This is a genomic window from Corallococcus caeni (assembly GCF_036245865.1).
Classification (GTDB): domain Bacteria; phylum Myxococcota; class Myxococcia; order Myxococcales; family Myxococcaceae; genus Corallococcus; species Corallococcus caeni.
The window spans coordinates 1843392-1868672 of the sequence record NZ_BTTW01000001.1 but is presented as its reverse complement, the minus strand read 5'-3'; the positions used below and the strand labels follow the sequence as shown (position 1 = coordinate 1868672).

Here is a 25281-nt window from a genome sequence, read left to right as displayed (position 1 = left end):
GCCCAGAGGTCACCCGCGCGGCCGGCCGTCCTTCAGACGGCGGCTGAGCGTCCAGGCGAGGGCGAGCAGCGCCACCCAGCCCACCCCCGACGACGGGCCGCTGCCCACCGAGCAGCCCAGGCCCTGCCGCATGTCGCTCGTCGGGTCGTACGCCACGGTCAGGTGGAAGTTGCAGAGGGACGCGTTGCCGGCCGCGTCGATGGCGGTCACCTGCACCGAGTGCAGGCCCGGCGCGAGCGGCGTGCCCACGACGGGGCTGTAGGAGATGTCCGCCGCGGAGACGGCGTCCTCGGCGGTGGCGAGCGGGTACTCCGCGCGGGTGCCGGTCATCACCGCGGTGGTCAGCGTCTGGTCCTGCGGGCAGGTGAGCAACGGCGGCCGCGAGTCGCGCACCCGCACCTGGATCTCGCAGGGGGTGCTGTTGCCCGACTCGTCGGTGCTGATGACCTCCACGCGGGTGAGGCCCAGCGGGAACAGGTCCCCGGACGCGTGCGAGCTCTTGACGCTCACCTGGCTGGAGATGCTGTCGGTGGGCGTGGGGTCCGGCCAGTACGCGTGCGCGCCCTGGGGCCCTTCCGCCTCCACGCGGACCTCGCTCACCTTGCAGGCCCTGGTGGGCGCCTGGCCGTCGCGGATGGTGACGGGGAAGGCGCAGGTGCTGACGTTGCCCGCCGAGTCCTTCGCCGTCATCGTCACCCGGGTGGTGCCCAGGGGCAGCACGCTGCCGTTCTCCGGGCTGTAGGTGACGAGCACGTCCGGGCTCGTCTCGTCCTGGATGTTCGGGGTCGGGTAATAGAAGGTGAGGCCCTGGGGCGAGCGCGTGCCCAGGGTCAGCTCCGTCGGGCAGCCGTTGATGGCGGGCCCCGTCAGGTCCCGCGACGTCATCGTGGTGGAGCAGTACGCGAGGCGGCCCGTGGCGTCCTCGGCCTGGGAGGTGACGAGCGTGGGCTGGTGGAGACGCAGCAGGCTGGAGTCCGGGTGGGTGGTGCGGACCGAGACCTGGGACGGATTGCCCACCAGCGCCGGGGTCAGGTTCCGCACCAGCGTGCCCTCGGGCCGGTTGGAGGCCACGTCCCGGGCAACCGGACACACGAAGGTCGGCGGCGCATCATCCCGCTCCATGCGCCACAGGGCGCGCGGCGTCCACGGGTCCCCGGCCGTCGTCAGCAGCGCGCCCTGGAGCGACACCAGCCCCGTGGGCAGCGCGGAGGGGTTGCCCGCCGGCAGCCGCGTCAGCCGGGACGTGCCCGCGTAGGTGCCGTCCGTGCGCCACAGCTCGCTCGCGCCCAGGGCCGTCGTCACGATGTAGGCGAGCCCGCCCTCGAACGGAGTGAAGCCGCGCACGGACTCGAGCCCGAACTCGGTGGGACGCGGGATGCGCACGGTGTTCGCGCTGGTGCCGTCCGTCACCCACAGCGAATCACCGGAGGCGCCGCCCCGGCCCATCACGTAGACGCGGTTGCCCACCGGGACGAGCGTCACGCCCGGAGGCCCTTCGAGCATCGTCCGGGGCAGCGTCATCACCGGCAGGGTGCCCGCCAGGGTGCCATCCGTGCGCCACAGCTCGATGCCCTGGGACGTGCCGCTGATGATGAAAAGGAGTTTGTTACCCAGCGCGGTGAAGTGGTGGAGGCTGGGACCCGTGCTGGTGGTGAGGAACTCCATGACGAGGACGGTGCCTGCCTCGGTGCCATCCGACTTGAAGAGCGAGCGGGCGCGCTGGCCGTCCTCGGCGGTGAAGTAGAGCGTGCTGCCCACGGCGGTGAGCTGGAGCGGAGTGGAGTCGCCCAGGCCGGGACGGAGGTCGCGCACCAGCCGGGTGCCCGCCTCGGTGCCGTCCGTGCGCCACAGCTCCAGGCCCTGGGGGCTCCGCGCGGTGAAGAAGATCGTGTCCCCCGCGCGCACGAAGGAGCCGGCGGAGGCCGAGGAGCGCCCCGGGTCGATGTCCTTCACGGGCACGGTGCCCGCCTCGGTGCCGTCCGACCTCCAGAGGTCGAACTCCGTCTCGCCCATGCCCGCGGGCGTGAAGAGCACGAAGTCACCGGCGACGAAGACGGGCGCCTGGTAGCCGACGCCGTCGAACCGGCCCGGGTTGAGCTCGCGCGTGACGTGCGTGCCCTCGCGCGTGCCGTCGCTCGTCCACAGCTCGCGGCCCATGCCCGGCGACGTCGCGGTGAAGAACAGGCGGTGGGGCGTGGCGCGCAGCGACCCCGGGTCGATGCGCGTGTCCTGCGGCAGCAGCTCCGCTTGCACGGAGCGGGTGCCCGCGGGCGTCCCGTCCGTCACCCAGAGCTCCTCGAACGGGTAGCCGGTGCCGGCCGCACGCGCGGTGGCGAGGAAGTACAGGCGCCCGTTCAGCTCGGCGGTGGCCGGCAGCGTGGGCCTGTTGAAGTCGGGCTCGAAGTGGGGCTCGGAGGTGACGTCCACCAGCCGACGCACGCTCATCGGATCCGGCGTGACGGGCTCGCCCTGCGCGAACGCCGGGACCGCGCCCACCACCAGCGACAACGCCGAAAGCCACGCACGACCGCTGACCGTCCCCATGCCCGCCTCCCACGCCCGCCTGCCCGCCACCTGTCCTGCTGGGAGCGCACCGTCATCACGCCCCCGCCCGGCTACAACCCGGGGCCCGCTCGACTGTTCGCCAGCCACCGTCCCCGCCGGTGTCACACCTGCCGCATGTGTTCACCATCAAGCGGGGCGCAGGCACGCGACCCCGTGCGCGTGGCGGTGGGTCGCCAGCGCTCCGACGCGACGCCCACCACGGGCACCCTCTACCTGGGTGGTGGGCGAGAGAAGCTGGAAGTGCCGGTCCGCTGCGAGCCGGTGGCGCGCGAGGCGCAGTGAGCCCGCGGCCGCACCGGCCGTCTCAATCCAAGACGCATTTCGCGACGTGTCATGGTGGTTCATGAAACAGACCCCGCGAATCTTCCGGGTCTGCTCTTCCTCGGCGTGAAAGCGGGCCTTCCCCGGTTCTCGTGTTGAGACATCGCGATTCCTAGACTGTCTTTCCCCCTCAGCTGGAGAAAGGCAGACATGGATTCCGATTCAGGCCATCCCGAGCGCCGCGTGCGGGTGGCGTCGCCGGAGGCCGTCCCGTTCCTGCTGGTGCCGGAGCCCCTCCTCCCGGAAGTCGAGCACCCCTGCCGCATCCCGGTGAAGGACGTGGAGGAGGCGGAGTTCCTGGCCGCCGTGCTCCAGGAGCACTGCGGTCTCTACCTGGGCACGCGCGCCGCCGAGTTCCCCGCGCTGGCGGAGTGGGCGGACGCGACGCCCGTGGGCGTGCGCGTGGGCGGTCCGTGGAAGCGGGACCCGCCGGAGAACGTCTCCGAGCTCCTGGCCCGCATCCCCGTGCGCAACCCCGTCTCCGAAGGCCGGCAGTCCTTCAGTGAGGCGGAGCAGGCCCGTCCGCTGGAGCGCATCGACCCGGTGCTGGTGCACAAGCGCGACCCGGCGAACGTGCTGCTCGCCAACGCCTGCCGGGTGGGCGCGCTCCAGCAGTTCAACGCGTTCACCGAGTCCCCGGAGTTCGTCTTCGACCATCCCTCCGAGCACGTGCAGGGCATGCTCCTCACGGAGTTGGCGCGGCAGGCGAGCATCGCGACCATCCACGGCGTGGGGCTGCCCCTGGACTGGTCGCTCATCATGACGCGGCTGTCCTTGGAGTTCCGGCGCTTCGTGCGCAACGACGTGCCGGTGGTCATCCGCACCTTCGTCAGCTTCCGGCTGCCCGAGTGGGCGGAGCCGGTGCGCACCGTCGGGCGCCGCGCCCGCATGTGGATCGCCGTGCAGGGCTGGCAGGAGGACACCTGCTGCTTCCACGGTCTGATTGGCGCGCTGAGCGCGAAGGAGGCGTCATGAAGAACCTGCACCGTTGGATGCCCACGCTGCTGCTGGTGACGGGCGTGGGGCTGCTCATTCCGCTCGGCCTCCGGCAGGTCCTGCGCACGCCGGAGGACAGCCGGCCCATCGCGGCGCTGATGCTGGGCCTGTACCTGACGTGGATGCTGGTGGAGAGCCGGGTGACGCTGCGGGAGACGCGCAAGCCCACCGCGGAGCGGGACAGCGCCACGCTGGAGCTGTATGCGATTGCGCGGCTGGCCACCCTCCTGCTCGCGGTCGCGTTCCCCACGCTGGACGTGGGCCCCGCGCCGCGCGCGGTGGGGTTGTTCTGTTTCATCGCCGGGGTGTCGCTGCGCCTCACGGCCATCCGCACGTTGGGGAAGGCCTATTCGCACCGGGTGCGGCTGCCGGACGCGAGCCTGCTCGTCACGGAAGGCGTGTACCGGCGGCTCCGGCATCCGGCGTACACCGGCATGCTGCTGGCGCACGTGGGCTACCTGCTGGTGTTCCCCGCCGTCGTGGGCATCGCGGTGTTTGCGCTGATGTTCATTCCGGCCGTGCTCCTGCGCATCCGGCACGAGGAGCGGCTCCTGCTGGGCTCCTTCCCTGGCTACGCCGAGTACGCGGCGAGCCGCAAGCGGCTGGTCCCATGGGTCTGGTAGGCGGCTTCGGCGTCGTGCTCACGGGCGCGACCGGCATGGTGGGGCAGGCCTTCCTGCGCCAGCGCGGAGCGCATCTCGTGCACGCGCTGGTGCGCTCGCCCGACGGCCGTGACTGGGGAGACGGCGTGCACGTCGTGCGCGGAGACCTGCACGGCATCCCCGAGGCGCTGTTTCCCCCGTACCCCTACGTCGTCCTGCACCTCGCCATGAAGCAGCGGGACACCGATGGAACGGGCTTCGAACGGACCAACGTGGACGGCACGCGGCGGCTCCTGACGCGGCTCCAGGGGGACTGCCGGGGCGTTCTCCTCGGCAGCTCCATGTCTGTCTATGGCCCGGGGCCGCACCGGGGCGTGAAGGAGGAGCATCCGCTGCGTCCCATCACCGCTCTGGCCCGCTCGCGCGTGGCGGCCGAGGACGTCGTCATGGAGCACTCGGTCCGGAACGGCCTCCACGCGGCGCTGCTCCGGCCGCGCTTCCTCCTCGGGCGCGGGGACCGGTTCGTCCTGCCCGCGATGGTGAAGCTCCTGAAGCGAGGGGTCCAGGTCGGGGACGACAGGGTGGGGTGCTCGGTCATCGACGTGGATGACCTGGGCCGCATCCTCTGGCGGCTCGCGAGCCGGATGGTGGAGACGCCGCGTCCCGAACAGCAGGCGCTCAACGTCGCTTATGCACAGCCGCTCCTGCGCGGGGAGTTCCTGGGCACGGTGGCGCAGCGGCTGGGCCTGGAGCGTCCCACCGTGAAGGTCCGAGCCCCGGCCTGGTTCCCGCGAGTCCTGCGGGAGGTCCCCAGCCGGCGTGCCCGGGCGATGGCGGAGCGTCTGGAGTTGCTGACCCAATCACAGTGTCTGGATGTCTCGCGGCTCGCGGAGGTGCTCGGGCCGGAGGACCTGTTGTCGCGGTCCCCGGTGGATGCCCTGCGAAGCGCGCTCAATGACTTTCCACCCTGAAGGAATCCCTCCCATGTCTTCCCCCCTTCCGCTCGTCTCGATGACCGAGGCCAGCGATCCCCAGCAGGTCGGCCAGAAGTTCGCGCGCCAGCAGCACCTGGCGAAGCACGGCTTCCCGGTCCCCGAGTTCTTCTGCCTCACCACCACGATGTTCCAGGAGGTGGCGAGGCCCCTCCAGTCCTCCATCGACCGGCTCACCACGTCGGTGGACCGGACCTCCCATCAGGACATCCGCCGCGTCGCGGAGGAGATTGAAAAGCTCTTCCTCCACGTCCCCCTGGGCGCCGAGCGTGAAGCCACCATCCTGGACACCTTCGACCGGACCTTCGGCGCGGGAGGCATGGTGGCCGTGCGAGCCTCGGTGGTGGCCCGGGGATTGGAGGAGAGCGAGGACTCGGAGACGGATCCATTCGCGGGCGTGAGCTCCACGTTCCTCTACGTGCGGAGGGGCACGCTGCTGGACCGCATCCGCCGCTGCTGGGCGTCCGCCTACACGCCGGAGGGGCTCATCTACCGGCTCGCGCAGGGCCGGGACGTCCGGGGACTCATGGTGGCGGTGGGCGTGCAGCGGATGATTCCCGGCCGCCGTTCCTTCGTGGCCTTCACGTGCGACCCGAAGACGACGGAGCGCCGCACGCTGGTCGTCGCGGGGCACGGCATCGGGGAGGGTGTGGTCCAGGAGCGGGTAGGGGTGGACCACTACTTCATCCACCCGGAGACGGGGCACATCGAAAGGCAGCTGGGCCACAAGGCGGACATGCTCTGCGAGAACCCCGAGCCCGGAGGCGAGCTGCTCAGCCGACCCGTGCCGGAGCCCCTGCGGGACGCGCCCTGTCTGACGGATGACGAGCTGAAGCGGCTGGCCGCGCTGGCGAAGGACATCGAGCGCAGCTTCGGCATGCCCCAGGACATCGAGGGCACCTTCACGGAGGACGGCACACTGCACGTGTTGCAGGCGAGGCCCATCGCCTTCGACTTCCGGAAGATCCGCGTCTGGGGTTGCGGCAACGTGTCGGAGAGCTTCCCGGGTGTCACGACGCCGCTGACGTACTCGCTGGCCAGCTACTTCTACGAGGTCATCTTCTACGACCTGCTGCGCCGCATGAAGGGCGCGGACGCGAAGGCGCTGCACGACCAGACGCCGGCCTTCCAGAACATGCTGGGGTTCATCGACGGGCGCGTCTACCACTCGCTGTCGAACCTGATGCACGTCAATGGCATCAACCCGTTCATCGCGGCCACCTCCATGCGGGACCTGGAGGACGTGCTCCAGCGGGATGCGTCGCTGGTCATCCGACTCCCGGGCCACCGTGAGAGCTTCCCCAGCACCGCGAGCTACGCCTACGCGCTGGGCCGTTCGGCGCTGGGAGCGCTGACCGTCACCGCGACGTTCCATCGGGACTTCGAAGCGTTCGAGACGTGGTGGAAGCAAACGCTCGCGGGGCTCCGCGCGCTGCCCGTGGAGAGGGAAGACCCGCTGGTCCTCATCCACCACTTCCGGCGTGTCTGGACGGAGGTGGGGAACTGGTGGGGGCTGACGCTCATCAATCACTGGTACATCAACACGTGCTTCGGGCTCGCGCGCAGGCTGCTGCTCAAGTGGACCGGAGAGGACCCCAGCGCGCTGCTGGTGGGCCTGCTGTGCGGGGCGAAGCCTGACGCGGGCACGCACGCGCTGCTCTCCGCGGTAGCGCTCGCGGAGAGGGTGCGCGCGGATCCGGCGCTGGCGAAGCGCTTCGACGAAGGGGAGGCGGAAGCCCTCTGGCGAAGCATCAACGCCGGGGAAGTGCCGCCCGCGTTCGCCCGAGCGTTCCGCGAACACCTGAGCGAATACGGAGACCGGGGAGTCCAGGAGCTGAACGTGGAGCGCCCGAACCTGCGGGACACGCCATGGGACCTGGTGCGAGTCGTCCAGTCCTACGCGCGCACGTCCGTCACGCGCGAGGAGCTGAGGACATCGGACAAGGCAAGGCGCATGGAGGCGGAGGCGCAGCTGGCTACGCTCCTCCAGGGGCATCCCTTGAGGAAGCTGGCGATCCAGCAGCTCCTGGAGCGGCTACGGACGGTGATTGGCCTGCGGGAGGACAGCCGGTTCTGGCGAGGCCAGCTCTTCGGCTTCAGCAAGCAGGTGTTCGCGGCGCTCGGGAAGCGGATGGCGGAGCGGGGCGTGCTGGATGCGCCGCTGGACGTGCACTACCTCACGATGCGCGAAGTCCTGGACCACTTCGAGGGCCGGAGCGTCACGAGGAACCTGGGCGAGCTCGCGAGGCTGCGGCGGAGGGAACAGCAGGACAACCAGGACCGTCAGCCGCCGCGAGACTTCACCACGGTGGGCAGCGTGGCGGATGGCATCCCGAGGGCCGTGGAGGCCGCCAGCGATGATGCCTCGTTGTTCAAGGGAATCGGTTCGAGCGCAGGAATCGTGGAGGGCAACGCGCGCGTCGTGCTGGACCCGGGAGCGGTGGGCTCGCTGGGCAAGGACGACATCCTCATCGCCAAGGAGACGGACCCGGGCTGGCTCTTCCTGATGCTGGCGTCAGGAGGCATCGTCGTGGAGCGCGGCAGCATGCTGTCGCACACGGCCATCGCGGGCCGGAAGTTCGGCATCCCCACGGTGGTGGGCGTGGCGAACGCGACCACGCGCATTCCTGACGGAGCGAGGGTCCGAGTAGACGGTTCCACCGGAACGGTCACGCTGGTGGCGGCATGAGCAGGACCGTCATTGACCGGGCGAAGGCAACACTGCGCTTCTCCGTGCAGCGTTACCCCCCGCTGTTCTACCTGCTGGTGATCTCCCTCTGGTGCGTGAGCCTGGACGGGATGTTTGGAGTGCTCGACGGGGCCCGGGGGCTGACGTTCTCCCCAGACCTGCTGCACGTCGCACTGAGCATCTTCGGCGTGGGCTACTTCATGCGCATCGTGGATGAGCTTCGTGACTATGAATACGACCTCGTCCACAACCCCAACCGGGGCCTGGCGAAAGGGGACGTCACCTTCGGGGACCTGTACGTCGCGCTGGGGCTCAATGCAGCTGTGTTGCTAGGGGCGAACCTGGCCGTGTCCTGGGTGCGCGCTGCCATCCTGCTCGGAATCATGGTGCACGCGATGGTGCTCTGGTGGCTGGAGAAGCACTGGGCCGCGTACCAGCGCAGCATGTTCTTGATGATAGGAATTGCCATCCAGCTCCACGTGGGACACGGCCTCTACGTCTGGGTGGCGCACGCGGAGCGCACCGGAAGGCCGCTGAGCCCACAGGGGCTGCTAGCCATCCTGGCAATGGTCTTCCTGTACCTGCACTGGGAGGTGATGCGGAAGACCGCGTGGCCCGGGACGACGAAGCCAGGGGAGAAGCTCTACAGCGACGAAGTGGGTTCCACGGCCAGCGCCGTGATTGCCTTCGCGGTGATGGCCGGAGCCTCAGGGCTCTACCTGGGCCTCACGAAACCCTGGCATTCGCAAGCCACGGGTTGGCTCTTTCTACTGCCCCTGGGAATGGCGGTCGTCAACCTGACGCTGTTCTTCAAGAACCGCAGGCCCCGTGCCCTTTCTGGACGGCTGGCGGCCAGGAGCTACTTCGCGTTCCTTTTCGTCATGCTGCTGTGTTCATCGCTCTGAGCGCCATCCACAAAGCGTTGCCCTGACCCAGGGCTCGTTTGACGCGATCGTCGAGGCTTGATCTCTCCCGGGGATGAGTGAAGGGCGTCCTACCCCAGAGAAGCGAGTGCCCACTACAGTCCTGACTTCAATCTTATCGAGCAGTGGTGGGCAGACCTGAAGCGGCAGCTTCGTCGGCTTGCGCCTTGAGCCATCGAGGACTCAGCGCGGACGGTGAGGCGGTTACGCGCGGCCACTCCGCTCGCGAAGCTCGCGGCTTGGTTTCGCCACTGCCTCTCCTTCCTTCAACTCAACGGATCCTGGCATTGGTTAATGCCTTGAGGCAGGATTGTGAATGCTTGTGCGGCCATCTGCGGTGACAGGATACGCGGTCGGTCGACGGCCCAACCCCATTGCCGCGACCCATCGCGGGCGACGCCGGTGCGGCGCCCGACTCATGAGGACTCATGAATACGAGAATGAACCTGTCGATTGTCACACTGGCTGTTCTGGTGATGTCCACGAGCGCGAGCTTCGCCGCCACACCTGACGTGGGGACTGTGTGTGCGGAGCAAGGCTCGCCGCCGTCCGGCTTCCCGAGCTGCGTGTGGTCGATTCCGGTGACGGGTGGCGAGGTGCTGTTCGACACGGTGGGCAGCGCCAGCGCTTCGGAAGTCCGCAAAGCGCTGGCCGAAGGGCGAGCGCCGAATCTCGCGCCCCACGTCGTGACCGACGAGGAAGGCGCGCTCACGGTCGAGGCGTTGCTGCTCGCGACGAGTGAACTCTCCGACGTGATCGGCAGCGAGCTGCCGGCCTACGAGCTGCCGGACGGTGACGAGCAGGTGACGGTGATGGCTGGCACGCTCAGCGGCCCGTGGGGCCAGCCAGGCCAGCTGGTCATGCTCAAGATCTATTTCTACAATTGGGGCAACGGCCACTGGACGCTCGTGATTGAGTTCAGCCCCCACCGTGGCGTGGCATACGACAGCGAGCACGGCTGGTTCATCCTGAACTGAAACGCACCTGCCGCCCCTCTCACTGGCGGCGGGAACTTCTCGCCCATTCGGGGCAAGGTCGCCACGCAGCTCAAGCGGCTGGTGGCCCAGAAGTCGGACGCAGCGGTGCGCGATTTGATGGAGGCGAAGACAGCACGCATGCGTGTTGTCACCAGCCTGCCCACGATGCAGCGAGTACTGCATCGGTTGGGCGATTCACACAAAAGTCCTTCGTCGCCTCCGAGCGGGATGCCCCCAACCTCGGGCGCAGGCGAGTCCTCGCCGCGCTCTTGAGTAAGTTCGCAGGGGGGCGACATGTGGTCGCGGCCGTCGAGGACTGCGTGGGATGCCTCCCTTCCGCCACTGCCTCTCATTCCCTCAGCTCGACGGATCTTGGCGTTGGATGTCCTCATCGCGAGGGGGAGGTGACGGGAGCACGAGTTCCTGCGCCTCGAGCGCCGCGGCTGTCACGCGCAGCCGCACGGGCCTGGGGCAGGTTCGACAGCCCGAAGTGCTGGAAGAGCGCATGTGCCAGGCGCTGATGCCAGTCCGCCTCCCGCGGTGTGTCACCCTCAAGGTTCGTCGCGAGCGTTGCACAGACCGTGACAAGGTCGTGCGGCTGCAGCAGTTCGTGAGCGCGAAGGAAAGCGAACTCACGGGACCAGAACTGGGTTTGCTCGGGAGCATGTGCGAGCCATCCTGGAGACATTGGGCGCCCGGACGATGCGCCCTCTGCTCTGGGCTTCGTTTGTGCCTCACAGGCCGGTCCTGTTCGCTCCCTTGATTGTGGATAATCAAGAAATATAAGTGAAGTCTGCTTACTTTGAATTTTCTTGCGGCCGTCCAGGAGGACTCCCATGGCATCACCCCGCCGTCGCGCGCTTGGCGCATCCGTCGCGTTCGTCGCCTGCTTGAACATCACGCTCCCGGCGGATGCCGCGCCTCGGCCCGTGTTCGCTCCTGGCGGAGGCGGGTTCGCGGACCCGACGGTGGTCAGCCACAACGACCAGTTCTACGGCATGTCGACCGGGAGCCTCGCCCCGTCGGCCCAGGGGAACATCGGCACCGGTCCCTGGACGTCGGAAGGACCGGCCCTGACCGCGAAGCCCTCGTGGGCCACGAGCGGCGTCATGTGGGCCCCCGACCTGGAGCGGATCAGCGCGAACGAGTGGGTGCTCTACTTCGCCGCTCCGGTGGACGGGCTGGACGCCAACCAGCGCTGTATCGGAGCGGCCACCGCCAGCTCGCCGCTGGGACCGTTCACGCCGGTCGCGGGCGGCCCGCTGGTCTGCCCGGGACTGGCGAACACGCCTGCCCCCGATGACAACGTCCCGGGCCGTCCGCTCACGAACGCGGGCGTCATCGACCCGTCCGGCTTCAAGGACAGCGATGGGTCGCGCTTCCTGCTCTACAAGACGCAGCAGTTGCCCTCGTCGCTGCGCATCGTCCGGCTCAACGCGGCGGGCACGCACGTGGCCAGCGGCGCCACCAGCCGCCAGTTGCTGCGCTCGGACCGCATCGTGGAGAACCCGGTCCTGGTGAAGCGCGCCGGGGACTACATCCTGTTCGCCTCGCGCGGGCCGTACAACCAGTGCACCTACGAGACCATCTGGATGCGGGCCCAGGGGCTTGGCACCAACGCCTTCAACACCGTCACGCAGCACCCCCTGCTCACGGATGGGAACACCGGCGGCGTGTGCGGTCCTGGCGGCGCGGACATCGCGGCGGCGCTCGACGGTGGGCAGCGCATCTTCTTCCACGGCTGGCTGTGCGGCAGCGGCCCCTGCCCGGTGAACTTCGACGCGCAGACGGACGATGGGGGCCGCCGGGGCATGTACCTGGGCGTGCTGGGCTGGGACTCCAATGACAACCCGGTCGTGAACAAGTTCCTCAGCCCGGAGTGAGCAGCTCCTTGAATGGGATTGCACGCGCAATCACCTTCACCGCCTCGCGGCCCGTGCCAGCCGCCGGGCGGACCGCTGCGCACCGAATCCTGTTGGGTGCGCAGCGGAAGTTCATGTCCTGTCAGGGCGTGGCGCGGCCGAAGATGCCCCCGCACTGAGTGCTGCTATCCGCGCAGCGGACGAAGTAGCAGTCATCGACGTCGATGCACTCCCGACCGGCGCACGGATGCGTTCCGGTGGGACCGAAGTAGCAAGTCCCGGCCCGACACTGACCCCAGCCAGAGGAAACCTCCTCGCACACGGCGGCCTCCTGCGTCTGGAGCGACTCCTCCGCCACGGGCTGTTCCATACCGCCACAGGCAGATATTGCCATCAACAGCATACCCATCATCAGACGACGCATGGAGGCTCCCTTGGGGTTTGGTGATGCGACCAGGAGTCTATCCCTGACAGTCTGTGCTTGCGCAAGCAATGATTTGGATTTGGGAGCTGCTTGCGCCGTGATGGCTGTTCTTGGATTGGAATTGGAGCCTTGACCTTGGACGGCTTTGATGCGGCTGGGCAGTGATTGAGGCTGCCGGGCAGTGTGAATGAAAGACTTCAGTCAGGCTTGAGGCTTTGCATCCGCCACACCGTGAACGTGTGCAGCCGCCGGCCCCGGAAGACGCCCGTGAGCTTCACCGGACCCTCCACGGACCCAAAGCGTTGCACCAGCTCCACCGGAGGCGCCGCGCCGTTCTCCGAACACCACAGCACGTCCTGCCCCGGCTTCAACTCCAGCTCAGGCCAGACGTCGTACTGACTCTTGCGCCGTGACGGCCCCACCGTGTCCGTCTCCGCGCCCGTCGCGTACGCCACCTGCGAGGCCAGTTGGTACGTGGGGGCGTAGACCTCCGTAGGCCCCGGCGCCATGCCCGGGAACAGCTGCTCCGGTGTCCTCAGCCGCTCCAGCACGCCCCAGCCGTGCGTCCTCGCCAGCACCACGTCGCGCTCGAACGTCAGCACCGGGAACAGCAGGTGCGACGTCACCGCCAGCACCACCGCCATCCCGCTCCACGCCGCCGTCCGCTGCCACACCGGCCGCATCCCCGCGACGCCAATGCACGCCGCCACGTATGCCGCCGCGGGCCAGTTCGCCTCACCCCGTGTTCGCGCCGCCGCGTAGCCGAAGAACAGCAGCGGAATCACCGTCGCCATGCGCAGCAGGAATTGCTCCCTCGGCCCTCGCACCGCGTACACCAGTGCCAGCGGAAAGAGCACCGGCCCGCCCATGGCGAACTGCCCCGCGACGTACTCGCCGAACGTCGCCCAGCCGCCGCTTCCGCCCAGGCCGTGGTTCAGCTGGAACTTGAAGCCCACCCATTCATGGCTCGCGTTCCACAGCACCACCGGCAGGAAGCACAGCAATCCCAACCCCGCCGTGAGCCACGCCCCGGACAGCAGCCTCCGCGCCCGCAGCGCCGCGACCATGAAGGCCAGCCCCAGCAGCACGGACGGGTACTTCGACAGCAGCGCGAGCCCACACGTCAGCCCCGCCAGCACCCACTTCTCGCGGTACAGCGCCCACAACCCCAGCGCCCAGAACAGCAGCATCGGGGAGTCCGGGGTCGCCCAGACACCGGAGAGGATTCCCACCGGCACCGCGCTCCACAGCGCCACCGCGCGCCACGCCGCTTCGCGCGAGCGGTACACGTCCAGGGCCAGCCCCCACACCGCCACGCCCGTCCCCAGCCCGCACAGGAGCGCCGTCCCCCGGATGCCCAGCGCGGCGATGAGCCACGCCACCATCGGCGGATGGTCGAAATATCCCCATGCGAGATGCCGGGCCCATTGCCAGTAATAGGCTTCGTCGAAGTAGACGTCCGTTCCCAGCGCCAGCGCGAGCCGCACCCCCACGCCCAGGGCCACCAGGGCGAGGCACGTCTTCATTCCCGGGCCGGGGCTGGAGTGGGCGGACGCACGCACGCCCCCGGACAAAGCGCACCGGAGGGCCGTTGGCCAGCAGGGAGTGAGGCCATTTCAGCTTGCCCCCGCGCACCCAGGCTCACAATGTGAAGGGCCGCGAAGCCGCTGCGCACCGGGAGCACCCCATGGATGACCGTCCCCCCTCTGGAAAAACCAACCGTCTGGCCCAGGAGCCGTCGCCGTACCTGCGCCAGCACGCCACGAATCCCGTGGACTGGTACCCCTGGGGGGACGAAGCCCTGGCCCGCGCCCGCGCGGAGAACAAGCCCATCCTGCTCTCCGTGGGCTACTCCGCGTGCCACTGGTGCCACGTCATGGCGCACGAGTCCTTCGAGGACCCCGACATCGCGCGCCTGATGAACGAGGGCTTCATCAACATCAAGGTCGACCGCGAGGAGCGCCCCGACCTTGACCAGATTTATCAAGGCGTCGTGCAGCTCATGGGGCAGGGCGGTGGCTGGCCCCTCACCGTGTTCCTCACCCCGGACCTGCGCCCCTTCTACGGCGGCACCTACTTCCCCCCGTCGGACCGCTACGGCCGGCCCGGCTTCCCGCGCCTGCTCTCCGCGCTGCGCGACGCGTGGGTGAACAAGGCCAGCGACATCGAAGAGCAGGCCAGCCGCTTCCAGGAGGGGCTGGGTGAGCTGTCCACGCACGGCCTGGACGCCGCCCCCGCGCACCTGTCCGCGGAGGACATCGTGGCCATGGGGCAATCCATGCTCAAGCGCATGGACCCGGTGAACGGCGGCTTCGGCAACGCCCCCAAGTTCCCCAACCCCATGAACGTCGCGCTGCTCCTGCGCGCGTGGCGCCGTGGCGGCGGCGAGCCCCTGAAGGCGGCGGTGTTCCGCACGCTGGAGCGCATGGCCCTGGGCGGCATCTACGACCAGCTGGGCGGCGGCTTCCACCGCTACTCCGTGGACGAGCGCTGGCTGGTGCCCCACTTCGAGAAGATGCTCTACGACAACGCCCAGCTCCTGCACCTGTACTCGGAGGCGGAGCAGGTGGAGTCACGGCCGCTCTGGCGCAAGGTGGTGGAGGAGACCGTCGCGTACGTCCGCCGTGAGATGACCGACCCGGCCGGCGGCTTCTACGCCACGCAGGACGCGGACAGCGAGGGCGAGGAGGGGAAGTTCTTCGTCTGGCGCCCCGAGGAGGTCCGCGCGGCCCTGGCCGTGGGTCAGCAGGCGGACACCGTGCTGCGCCACTTCGGCATCAAGCCCGGCGGCAACTTCGAGCACGGCGCCACGGTGCTGGAGGTCGTCGTCCCCGTGGAGCAGCTCGCGAAGGAGCAGGGCCGTCCCGTGGACGCGGTGGAGAAGGAGCTGGCGGAGGCGCGCCGTGTCCTCTTCCTCCTGCGCGAGCAGCGCGTGAAGCCGGGCCGCGACGACAAGATCCTGGCGGGCTGGAACGGGCTGATGATCCGCGGGCTCGCGCTGGCGTCACGTGTGTTCAACCGCCCGGACTGGGCGAAGCTCGCGGCGAACGCGGCGGACTTCGTGCTCGCGAACATGTGGGACGGCAAGCGGCTGTTGCGCTCGTACCAGCACGGCCAGGGCCGCATCGACGGCTTCCTGGAGGACTACGGCGACTTCGCCGCGGGGCTCACCGCGCTCTACCAGGCGACGTTCGACGCGAAGTACCTGGACGCGGCGGACGCGCTCGCGCACCGCGCGGTGGAGCTGTTCTGGGACGAGGAGAAGCAGGCGTACCTCTCCGCGCCCCGGGGACAGAAGGACCTGGTGGTGGCGGCCTACTGCCTCTTCGACAACGCCTTCCCGGCCGGCGCGTCCACGCTCACCGAGGCGCAGGTGACGCTCTCCGCGCTCACCGGCGACGTGTGCCACCTGGACCACCCGGAGCACTACGTGGCCAAGCTGCATGATCAGCTGGTGCGAAACCCCATGGGCTACGGCCACCTGGCGCTCGCGGCGGACTCGCTGCTGGACGGCGCGTCGGGCGTCACCTTCGCGGGCTCGCGCGAGGCGGTGGCCCCGCTGCTGGCGTCCGCGAATCGCACCTACGCGCCGGTGTTCTCCTTCGGCTGGCACGACACCAGCGTCCCGCCGCCCGCGCGCCTCCAGGAGCTCTTCGAGGGGCGCGAGCCGGTGGAAGGCAAGGGCGCCGCGTACCTCTGCCGCGGCTTCGTCTGCGAGCGGCCCATCACGGAAGCGGGCCTGCTCGCGGAGCGACTGGTCGCGGCCCCGGGCCACTGAAGAAGGCCGGGGGACGCGGCACCGTGACTACTTCACGTCCGTTACCTGCAACGCCCCGATGAGGGGCGTGATCTCCGCGTTGCCCTCGTAGCCCACGTAGAAGTGGGTGGCGTCCGCGACGGGCTGGTTGAAGGTGGGGTCCAGCTGGGTCCACTCGCCCACGTAGGCCTCCACCCACTCGTGCCAGTACAGCGCGGGCACGCCGTCGGAGTTCACCATGTAGATGACGCCGTCCACGCGGCGGGCGGGGATGCCGGACGCGCGCAGCATCGCCACCGTGAGCAGCGAGTGCTCCGTGCAGTCGCCCTTCTTCTGGCGCAGCACGTCCGTGGCCCGGTCCGCGCTGGCGCCGTAGTCCTTCTGCAGGTTGCTGTACACCCACGCGGACAGCATCCGCGCCGCCGTGTACGCGTCCTTCTCGTCGCGGATGATGCTCCTGGCCTGCGCCTTGATGGCCGGCGCGTCCGCCTCCACCGCGAGCGTGGACTTGAGGTTCTCCCCCTTGTCCGGATCCGCCACCGGCCGGGGCAGGCGGCCCTTGGGCGAAGGCGGCGCCGCCATCAGCGTGACCTCCACGCGGCCGTCCGGCAGCCGGTGGTACTTCTGCCGGTACGTGTCCTGCTGGAACTTCTCCGGCAGGTTCTTCATCACCAGCTTCACCTGGCCGGGCACCTCGCGCGCCTTCGCGGGCAGGGGCTGCGGCAGCACCACGCGCGTGAGGCCGAACACCTCCACCAGGTCCAGCCGCTTCGCCACCGTCTCCGACTCGGCGCGCGCCTGCATCGTCTGGCCGAAGTCCACCCGCACCATCTTGCCGTCCGTCGTCAGGAAGGCCGCCACCGGCACCTTCTCCTTGTCCGACAGCGTGCTCACCCGCGACAGCTTCACCTTCACGCCGCCCAGCATCTGCTCCTCGGGCGCCTCCACCGTGGTGACGGTGCGGTAGCCCTCCAGGTCCGTGCCGTCCAGCGCGACGCCCTCCACCTTCTGGCCGCGCAGGAGCGCCACGCGCGCCTGGTCCGCGTCCTCCACCGTCTCCTTGGGCAGGGGCAGCGGCTTGAGCACTTCATCCGGCTGGCCCGGGCGCTTGCGCACCACGCGCAAGGAGTCGCCCGTCACGGTGCCCACCAGCTCGTTGTCCCCGCCGTCGCCCTTCTGCGTGACGGTGAAGGAGAGGAGCTTGCCGCCCGGCTTCGCTTCGTAGACGCGCACCTCGCGGTGCACGCGCTCCGACACGCGCGTGCCCACCTGCGCCTTGAAGATGAGCTCGTTGATGCTCTGCACCTTGTTGCCCGGCAGCGCCGTCAGGTCGGTGAAGAACCAGCCCACCTTCTTGTCCATCAGGTACAGGCCGAAGTACTCGCCGCCCTTGGGGCGCGGGGCCTTCAGCACGTCGGAAAGCTGCTCCTGCGCCTGCGGGGCGCCGGGCGTCTTCGCCTGGGCCTTGGCCGCCGCGGCCTTCGCCTGGTTCTTCAGCGCGGCGGGCGCCTGGGCCCAGGCGGGGGAGGGTGCCCCTGTCAGCAGGGCGAGCAGGCTCAACAATCCCAGACGGGTGCGTCGCATCGGTCGGTTCATGGATGGCATCTGCCCGCTCCTGGCGGGGGACTACAGGCGCTTGGTCAGGATGATGAGGTCGTCGCCCTGCTTGTAGAAGTCCTTGATGCGGGCTTCCTCGCCGTACTTCATGGACGCGTAGAAGCCGCGCGTGGGGCCGTAGGCCTCCGTGGCGCTCGTCTCCACGCGGATGATGCGCGCCTTGCGGCGGCGCAGGTCGGCCTCCATGGCGGAGACGAGCCCCGCGCCGATGCCCTGGCCCCGGACTTCCGGCGCGGAGGCGATCCAGTACAGGTCGAAGGTGTTCTCCGTCATCGGCGTGGGGCCGTAGCAGCAGTAGCCCACCAGCCCGCCCCCGTCCTGCCCGCGGTCCGCCACCAGGATGGTGTAGTCGCGGTTGCCCGCGGTGAGCGCGGTGTCAACCAGCTCGATGGCGCAGTCCTGCTCCTCCTGCGAGAAGGTTTCGATTCGCCGGATCAGCGCGGCGAGCGGTTCCCGGTCCTTTCTTTCGAGTGTGCGGATTTCCATGGGCTCTTTCGAGAGCGACCTCCACGAGTCGCGAGGCCAGGGTCGCGTAGTCCATGCCGGCGGCCTGCGCCGCCTTCGCGAACCCCGCGCCTGGGTGAAGGTCGCAGTTGGGGTTGATGTCGATGACGTACGGCACACCCTCGGGCGACACCCGAAGGTCCACGCGTCCATAGTCCTGGCAGTCCAGCGCTGCAAATGCTTCCAGCGCCGTCTGGATGCAACGCGCTTCCTGCACTGCGTCGAGCCGGCAGGGCCCCGTGGGCGAGTCCCGGTACTCCGGCGACGCCTCCTCCCACTTGGCCCGGTACGACACGATGTTCGGCCGGTTGTCGAACGCGCGGCCGAAGTGGATCTCCGTGAGCGGCAGCGCCTGGCGGGGGCTGTTGCCCAACAGCGGAACGTAGACCTCCCGTCCCGCGATGAACTGCTCCACGAGCGCGGGCTGGTGGAAGGTGCGCAGCACGGACTCGCACGCCCGCACGAGCGCCGAGCGCTCCGTCACCACGGAGTCGAAGTCCATGCCCACGCTGGCGTCCTCGCGCGCGGGCTTCACGATGAGGGGCCACGGCAGGTCCACCGCCAGTGCGTCCTCGCGCTTCTTCACCAGGAAGGAGGCGGGCGTGGAGACGCCGTGGGCGCGCAGGATGTCCTTGGCCTTGGGCTTGTGCAGCGCCAGCCCCAGCGACAGGGCGGACGAGCCGGTGTACGGCAGCCCCAGCGCGTCCAGGAGGCAAGGGACGGCCATCTCCCCGCGGCTGTCGGCGGCCAGCGACTCGCAGAGGTTCACCACGAGGTCGGGCTGGAGGAAGCGCAGGGCCTCCATGAAGTCCAGCTTGTCGCCTTCGATGGCGAGCGGCTCGGCGTTCACGCCGTCCCGGCTCAGCGCGTGGGCCAGGCTCTCGGCCACCCGGACCACGTCCTCGCGGGCTTCGCGCCCGGGGTCGTCCTCGAGGAGGTCGTGGTCACGATTGTGCAGCAGGATGATGTGCATTCGGAGTGACCCGAGGGTTAGCACGTCCCCAGGGACCTTCCCAGCCTGTGACGTGGTGGCCGGTCGGCCCCTCACAGGGCTACCGCCTGTCAGGGTATGCGCTACGGTGGGTGACCTGTAGGAGCAGTTCCGGGCTTCTTGGGTGAGCAGGCGCCCGGCAAGGACGACATGCGGATTCGCGACCCCATCCACGGCGTCATCCCGGTGAGCGACCCGGAGAAGGCCGTCATCGACAGCCGCTTCTACCAGCGCCTGCGCTACGTGCGGCAGCTGGGCTTCGGGGACCTGGCCTTCCCCGGCGCGACCCACACCCGCCACGCGCACAGCCTGGGCGCCATGTACGTCGCCTCGCGCGTCTTCAACGCCGTGGCCAGCCGGTCCGACCTGCCGGACGATGTGCGTGAACATTTCTGCACCGCCGTGCGCCTGGCGGTGCTCTGCCACGACCTGGGGCACATGCCCTTCTCCCACGCGTCCGAGCGCATCGCGCCCCGGCGGTCGCTGCTGCGGCTGCCCGGCTGGCTGGACTCCGTGGCGGAAGGGGAGCAGGCGACCCACGAGGACTACACGGCGAAGCTGCTCCTGGACAGCTCGCTGACGGACATCATCCAGAAGGAGTTCGGCCCGCGCGGCATCACCCCCATGGCGGCGGTGGCGCTGATCACCGGCGCGAAGCCGCCCAGGGACCCGGGCTTCACGCACCAGGGCGTGGACTGGACGCCGCTGTTGCGCGCCATCGTCTCCGGGGAACTGGACGCGGACCGGATGGACTACCTGCTGCGCGACTCGTTCTACACGGGCGTGAACTACGGCCGGTACGACATGGATTGGATCGTCTCCAACCTGAACCCGGCGGTGAAGGACGGGCGGGCGGTGCTGGCCCTGTCGCGCGCGGCGGCGTTCGCGTTCGAGGACTTCCTGCTCAGCCGCTACCACATGTTCGTGTCGGTGTACCTGCACCACACGTCGGTGAACTTCGACCACATGCTGCGCCGGTACTACGAGGAGACGCCCGGCGAGTTCGAGATTCCCCACGACCCGGAGGCCTTCCTGCTCTGCGACGACGCGGCGCTCTGGTACACGCTGCGCCGGTCGAAGAACCGGTGGGCGGAGCGCATCAGCCGCCGGCAGGGCTTCAAGCTGCTGGCGCAGTTCACGGAGCGCGACACGGGCTACGACCTGGAGGTGCTCAACAGCGCGCTCACCAGCGGCGGCTTCGAGCACTACACCGTGCAGTCCAAGGGGGCGCTCAGCAAGTACGTGGGGTCCTCCGGGGGCAGCGGCAACCCGGGGCTGTTCATCCTGGACGTGTCCACGGGGCGGCTGACGGAGGTGGCGCGCTACACGCCGCTCTACCAGCGCTACAGTGGCGCGGTGCGACTGACGCGGCTCTACGTCCGGCCGGACCAGGCGGAGCGGGCGCGCGAGATGATGGGCCGGATGCTCGGCCAGACGACGCAATCCTGAAGGACGACGGTGCAACCATGAGCGAGCCCCTTCCCGGCATGGGCCTCTTCGGGCCCCACACCCCCGTGGAGCCCCGGCCCTCCTCGGTGGTCATCCTCTTCCGCCGCGCGCATGCGGGCGTGGAGGTGTTCTGGGTGAAGCGCGAGCGCGCGCTCACCTTCGCGGGGGGCTTCCAAGCCTTCCCCGGCGGCAAGCTGGACCCCGACGACCACGACGTGCCCGTGCAGGGCGCGCAGGGCGAGGAGGCCGCGCTGAGGTCCGCGGCGGCGCGCGAGCTGTTCGAGGAGGCGGGCGTGCTGGTGGCGGAAGGGGCGCGCGCGCTGTCGCCCCAGGCGCTGGAGGAGGGGCGCGCGGCGCTGCTCGCGGGCACGGTGAAGTGGAGCGAGTGGCTGGTGCGCCACACGCTGTGCTTACGCGCGGAGGACCTCAAGCCCGCGGGGCGCTGGGTGACGCCGCCGGCCATCCCGGTGCGCTTCGACACGCGCTTCTACCTGGTGGAGCTGCCGGAGGGCGCCGCCGCGAGCATCATCCCCGGCGAGCTGACGGAAGGGGCGTGGATCCGCCCGGAGGACGGGCTGTCGCGCTGGAGCGACGGCACGGCGCTCCTGCACCCGCCCGCTCAGCACGCGTTGCAGGTGCTGTCGGAGTTCACGGACGAAGCCGACGCGCGCGCGAAGCTGTGCACACCGCCGTACTGCCCGGGCTACGTGGCCCAGCGCATCGAGTTCCAGCGCGGCGTGCGCGTGGTGGCGCTGGAGACGCCCACGCTGCCGCCGGCGACGCACACGAACGCGTACGTGCTGGGCACGGGCGACCTGCTCATCGTGGACCCGGGTTCGTCGGACGTGAAGCAGTACGCGAAGCTGCTGTCGCTGGTGGCGGGCCTGAAGGCGGAAGGAGCGAGGCCGGTGGCGGTGGTGCTCACCCACCACCACGGCGACCACGTGGGCGGCGCGTTCGCGGTGAAGGAGCGGCTGGGCATCCCGCTCTGGTGCCACGCGCGCACGGCGGACCGGCTGGACTTCCCGGTGGAGCGGCTCCTGGAGGACGGCGAGGTGCTGAACCTGGACGGCCCCCTGGTGCAGCGCTGGCACGTGCTGCACACGCCGGGGCACGCGCGCGGGCACGTGTGCCTGGTGGACTCACGCAGCAAGTCCGCCATCGTGGGCGACATGGTGGCGAGCGTGGGCTCCATCGTCATCGACCCACCCGAAGGCAACATGGTGGACTACCTCGCGCAGCTGAAGCGGCTGCGCGACTGGCCCGTCACCACGCTGTACCCCGCGCACGGCTCGCCGGTGCCTGACGGCCCGGGCAAGCTGAACGAGTACCTGCGCCACCGCGCCCAGCGCGAGGCCCTCGTGCTGGAGGCGGTGCCCGCGACGGGCGCGACGCTGGCGGAGGTGGTGGCCACGGCCTACGCGGACACGCCGCCCATCCTGCACCCGGTGGCGGAGCGCAGCGCCCTGGCCTCGCTGGAGAAGCTGGTGGCAGAGGGCCGCGTGCGCGAGGACTCCTTCACCTGGTTCCGCGTGGGGGCCTGAGCCGCCGCGGCGGGGACGCCTAGAAGCTGCCCATCAGGCCCAGGTGCGGGCCCTTGCTGCTGTAGGTGGCCACGGGCATCAGGCTCACGGAGGGCGTGGAGGAGGCGTGCTCCTCGGCCTCCAGGCGCAGCGCCTTGCCATGGGACAGTTCGAAGCCCGCGCTCGCGCCCACCACCGGCAGGATGAAGAGGGCCGCGTTGACGGCCGGGGGCGCTTCGGTGCCGCCGCTGTTCACCAGCGTGAGCGCCAGGAACGTCGCGCCCCAGCCCACCATGCTCCCGGCCACCGTGGGGCCCACGCGTCCGCGTCCGCCCATGAACCGGCCGCCCGCGTACGTGCCCACCGGGATGCCGATGAGGCCTCCCGCCGCGGCGCCCGCGACGGCCATCACCAGGCACTCGTCACAGCCCACCGTGGCGGACCCCAGCAGGTAGCCCACGGAGCCCAGCACCGTCGCGCCCACCACGCCGCCCGCCGCGCCGCCCAGCACCTCCACCGCCACGCGCGGCACGGGGTCCTTCGCGGGCGCGGCCTTCAGGGACGGCAGGGCTTCCGGCGTGACGGACGCGCGCGTGGGCGTCTTGTCCTCCAGGGGGACGTCCGGGGGAGGTGGCACGTCCTCGACCGGCGCGCCCACCAGCGGTGGCGCCGTGAGGCTCCCGGCGGGAGCCCGGGCCGGCTCGGGGGGGGCCTCCTGGGCGGAGGCCAGGCCCGACACGAGCAGCAGGGCGAGGAGTGGGAACAGACGGGGGAGCTTCACCAGGACCCACGCTACCGCAAGGGCGGCGTCGGCGTCGCCCCGTCCCCGGAGGCGGGCGTCTCCACGCGGGGCCGGCGGCGCAGGGCCCGGTAGACGAGCGGCGCCATGGCCAGCAGCGCCTGCGGCACCAGCGACAGGGCGTCCGGGTACACCCCCAGCATGTCCACGTAGAGGAAGCGCACCGGCACCAGCGGCAGCGCGCCCACCTCCTGCAGCGAGTGGATGCCCTTGCCCAGCAGCATCACCGCCGTCACCACCAGCACCACCGTGGAGAGGTTGAACAGCGTCTTCATGGGCAGCCGGTAGCCCATGCGGTTGATGAAGAGCACCAGCAGCGCCAGCGCCGCGATGCCCGCCACCACGCCCCACGCCACGCCCGCCGCGGAGTCCACCGCCAGGCCCTGGAGAAAGATGGCCGTCTCGAAGCTCTCGCGCAGCACGGACGTGAACGCGATGGCGAACAGGCCGAACGTGCTGCCCCTGCCCAGCGCGCCCTGCATCTTCTGGCGCAGCTCGCCCATGAAGTGGCTCACGTTGGCGCGCGCGTTGAGCCACAGCGCCGCGTACAGCAGCATCGCCACGGCGACGAGCGCGGTGACGCCCTCCATCCACTCGCGCTGCGCACCGGCCAGCAGCTTGCGGCCGACGATGTACGCGATGGCGCCCGCGATGAGCGCGGACACCACGCCCGCGTGCACCACGCGCACCTGGTCCATGGCCTTCATCTTCTTCAACGCGGCGAGCAGCGCCGTGACGATGATGGTCGCCTCGAAGCCCTCGCGCAGCAGGATGAGCAGCGTGAGCCACGCCACGGACAGCACGTCCGTCGTGCTGCCGGTGGACTTGCGCGCCTGGTCCAGCAGCGACAGCAGCTCACGCCCCTCGTCCTGGAGGTGCGGGCTCTTGTGCTCGGCGGCGAGCCGCGCCTGGAGGAACGCCTCCTCCAGCTTCTGGGTGAGCGCCGGGTCGCGCCCGCGCAGCTTGGGCTCCACCGGCTCCAGGCCGTTCAAGTACGCGTCCAGGAGCGCCGTCTTCGCCGCCGCGTAGTCGCCGTCCGCGCCCAGGCGCAGCGCGTGGCCCACCGCCGCGCGCGCGTTGAGCAGCACCTTCTCCTCGTCCGCGTCCGGCATGTTCTGGCGCAGGCACGCCACCTTGTCCGCGCCGAACGCCTTCGCCAGCTCCGCGTCCGTGGACGTGGCCAGCCGCTCCAGCGACACGTTGGGCGGCTCGCCCTGGCACGGCGGCTGGCGCAGCGTGAAGACGAAGAAGGCCAGCGACCAGCGGTCGTCCTCGGTGAGCGTGGGGTAGGCCGGCATCGCGGTGCCGGGCACGCCGAAGCTGGTGGTGTTGAACGCCTTGTAGGGCGTCAGGCCGTCCTCCATCAGCTCCGGGTCGTGGAAGTCCGCCGGCCGGGGCTCCATGGTGGCCGCGATGGACACGTCCGCCTTGCCCTCCGCGCCGTGGCACGCGGAGCAGTTGGCCTGGAACAGCTGCTTGCCGTGCTCCAGGTCCGGCGCCACGCGAGGGCTGCGCGCCAGGCCCCCCGCCAGCACCAGGCTCTCCACCAGCTCACCGCAGTCGCGGCTCACGCCCTCTGGATCCGCGGCCTCGTTGACGCGCGCCTGGATGGCCTCCACGCGCGGCACGAACGTGGCCGCCGCCGGGCCCAGGTCCTTCGCCGCCGACAGCGCCTCCGCCGCGAAGCTCTTCTGCTCCGTCAGCTCGAACTCCGACTTCGACGACACCGCCGCCGGGTAGTCCGCCTGGAGGTACTGGAGGATGCCCACCAGCCTGTGCCAGGTGCGCCCCTCGTCGGACGCCGGCGCTTCGGCCCGGGCGGAAGAGGACAGCGCGAACAGCAGGCACAGCGAGAGGGCGGCGGCGTGTTTCACGTCCGCCTTCTACCAACCGCCCCCGGCGCGTTCAATTCTGCGAATCAAGATCAATTAATGGCACCCCCTCCGAAGACAGAGGGGGCGTGGGGGTCAACACTCCGGGTGTTCCCGGGGGCGACTCAGGGCAGGTCGACGCCGCAGTACTGGGGGTAGCGGCTGCACGGATAGCAGGGGCCGCCCGGGCCGTCGTAGCAGACCTCGCCGGCGGGACAGACGCCGCTCTCCGGGCACTGCCGCAGCTCCTGCTCCTGGGTGCCGGGCTCCATGCCCGTGCCGTCCTCGACGGCCCCGCCACAGGCCGCGAGGCCCAGCACCGCGAACAGCCCCAGCCCACGAATCAGGTGACGACGCATGCACGCTCCTTCGGTGTGAGGAGCCCGCACGATAAGTCGTCCCGAAATTTCCCGGAATAG

The 25281-nt window shown here is 69.9% G+C and carries 19 protein-coding genes; 11 read left to right on the top strand and 8 right to left on the bottom strand.

Translation table 11 applies throughout. The features are described from left to right. Nucleotides 1-9: 9 nt before the first annotated feature. Nucleotides 10-2544: an HYR domain-containing protein gene (locus AABA78_RS07445; RefSeq protein ID WP_338262269.1), complete on the bottom strand. Its 2535-nt coding sequence runs from the start codon at nt 2542-2544 to the stop codon at nt 10-12. A gap of 135 nt (nt 2545-2679) precedes the next feature. Here AABA78_RS07445 and AABA78_RS07440 point away from each other — a divergent pair, with 135 nt between their 5' ends. The 8 genes from AABA78_RS07440 to AABA78_RS07405 all read left to right on the top strand — a co-directional run bounded on the left by AABA78_RS07440 (nt 2680) and on the right by AABA78_RS07405 (nt 11948). After that, entirely contained in the window at nt 2680-2847 is a 168-nt protein-coding gene (locus AABA78_RS07440; RefSeq protein WP_338262268.1) for a hypothetical protein, read from the top strand. Between the two features lie 189 nt (nt 2848-3036). Then, on the top strand, nt 3037-3861 hold the full coding sequence (locus AABA78_RS07435; RefSeq protein WP_338262267.1) for an AfsA-related hotdog domain-containing protein: 825 nt from the start codon (nt 3037-3039) through the stop codon (nt 3859-3861). Next, nucleotides 3858-4505 carry a methyltransferase family protein gene (locus AABA78_RS07430; RefSeq protein WP_338262266.1) on the top strand — a complete coding sequence of 216 codons (648 nt, stop codon included), beginning with the start codon at nt 3858-3860 and terminating at the stop codon, nt 4503-4505. The genes AABA78_RS07435 and AABA78_RS07430 overlap by 4 nt, the downstream gene beginning before the upstream one ends. After that, nucleotides 4493-5455: an NAD-dependent epimerase/dehydratase family protein gene (locus tag AABA78_RS07425; protein WP_338262265.1), complete on the top strand. Its 963-nt coding sequence runs from the start codon at nt 4493-4495 to the stop codon at nt 5453-5455. Before AABA78_RS07430 ends, AABA78_RS07425 begins: the two co-directional genes overlap by 13 nt. A 13-nt stretch (nt 5456-5468) precedes the next feature. Then, entirely contained in the window at nt 5469-8165 is a 2697-nt protein-coding gene (locus AABA78_RS07420; RefSeq protein WP_338262264.1) for a PEP/pyruvate-binding domain-containing protein, read from the top strand. After that, a complete protein-coding gene (locus tag AABA78_RS07415) occupies nt 8162-9070 on the top strand; it encodes a UbiA prenyltransferase family protein (RefSeq protein WP_338262263.1) in 909 nt (302 codons plus the stop codon). Before AABA78_RS07420 ends, AABA78_RS07415 begins: the two co-directional genes overlap by 4 nt. 458 nt (nt 9071-9528) lie before the next feature. Further along, nucleotides 9529-10065, top strand: a complete 537-nt coding sequence (locus AABA78_RS07410; protein WP_338262262.1) for a hypothetical protein — start codon at nt 9529-9531, stop codon at nt 10063-10065. 836 nt (nt 10066-10901) lie between these two features. Beyond that, the gene (locus AABA78_RS07405) at nt 10902-11948 is read left to right on the top strand and encodes a glycoside hydrolase family 43 protein (RefSeq protein WP_338262261.1); all 1047 of its coding nucleotides are present in this window, start codon (nt 10902-10904) and stop codon (nt 11946-11948) included. A 600-nt stretch (nt 11949-12548) separates the two neighbouring features. Here AABA78_RS07405 and AABA78_RS07400 read toward each other — a convergent pair. Beyond that, entirely contained in the window at nt 12549-13877 is a 1329-nt protein-coding gene (locus tag AABA78_RS07400; RefSeq protein ID WP_338262260.1) for an ArnT family glycosyltransferase, read from the bottom strand. Between the two features lie 161 nt (nt 13878-14038). Between AABA78_RS07400 and AABA78_RS07395 the strand changes: the two genes are divergently transcribed. Then, entirely contained in the window at nt 14039-16129 is a 2091-nt protein-coding gene (locus tag AABA78_RS07395) for a thioredoxin domain-containing protein (RefSeq protein WP_338262259.1), read from the top strand. Nucleotides 16130-16156: 27 nt separating this feature from the next. Here AABA78_RS07395 and AABA78_RS07390 read toward each other — a convergent pair whose 3' ends face one another. From AABA78_RS07390 to AABA78_RS07380, 3 genes are read right to left on the bottom strand one after another with little or no spacing between them, the layout of a single operon-like run. Beyond that, nucleotides 16157-17692, bottom strand: a complete 1536-nt coding sequence (locus AABA78_RS07390; protein WP_338262258.1) for a transglutaminase-like domain-containing protein — start codon at nt 17690-17692, stop codon at nt 16157-16159. Between the two features lie 42 nt (nt 17693-17734). Continuing rightward, entirely contained in the window at nt 17735-18211 is a 477-nt protein-coding gene (locus tag AABA78_RS07385) for a GNAT family N-acetyltransferase (protein ID WP_338262257.1), read from the bottom strand. Next, entirely contained in the window at nt 18102-19202 is a 1101-nt protein-coding gene (locus tag AABA78_RS07380; protein WP_338262256.1) for a D-alanine--D-alanine ligase family protein, read from the bottom strand. Before AABA78_RS07380 ends, AABA78_RS07385 begins: the two co-directional genes overlap by 110 nt. 168 nt (nt 19203-19370) lie before the next feature. Here AABA78_RS07380 and AABA78_RS07375 point away from each other — a divergent pair, with 168 nt between their 5' ends. Both AABA78_RS07375 and AABA78_RS07370 read left to right on the top strand, forming a co-directional pair. Then, entirely contained in the window at nt 19371-20669 is a 1299-nt protein-coding gene (locus AABA78_RS07375) for an HD domain-containing protein (protein WP_338262383.1), read from the top strand. Between the two features lie 17 nt (nt 20670-20686). Continuing rightward, a complete protein-coding gene (locus AABA78_RS07370; RefSeq protein ID WP_338262255.1) occupies nt 20687-22213 on the top strand; it encodes an MBL fold metallo-hydrolase in 1527 nt (508 codons plus the stop codon). Nucleotides 22214-22232: 19 nt separating this feature from the next. Here the strand turns inward: AABA78_RS07370 and AABA78_RS07365 are convergent, their stop codons facing one another. From AABA78_RS07365 to AABA78_RS07355, 3 genes are all read right to left on the bottom strand, one after another. After that, nucleotides 22233-22973 (bottom strand): GlsB/YeaQ/YmgE family stress response membrane protein, encoded by a 741-nt coding sequence (locus AABA78_RS07365; protein WP_338262254.1) that lies wholly within the window; start codon nt 22971-22973, stop codon nt 22233-22235. A gap of 11 nt (nt 22974-22984) precedes the next feature. Then, on the bottom strand, nt 22985-24865 hold the full coding sequence (locus tag AABA78_RS07360; RefSeq protein WP_338262253.1) for an FTR1 family protein: 1881 nt from the start codon (nt 24863-24865) through the stop codon (nt 22985-22987). Between the two features lie 122 nt (nt 24866-24987). Beyond that, entirely contained in the window at nt 24988-25221 is a 234-nt protein-coding gene (locus AABA78_RS07355; RefSeq protein ID WP_338262252.1) for a hypothetical protein, read from the bottom strand. Between the last annotated feature and the right edge of the window lie 60 nt (nt 25222-25281).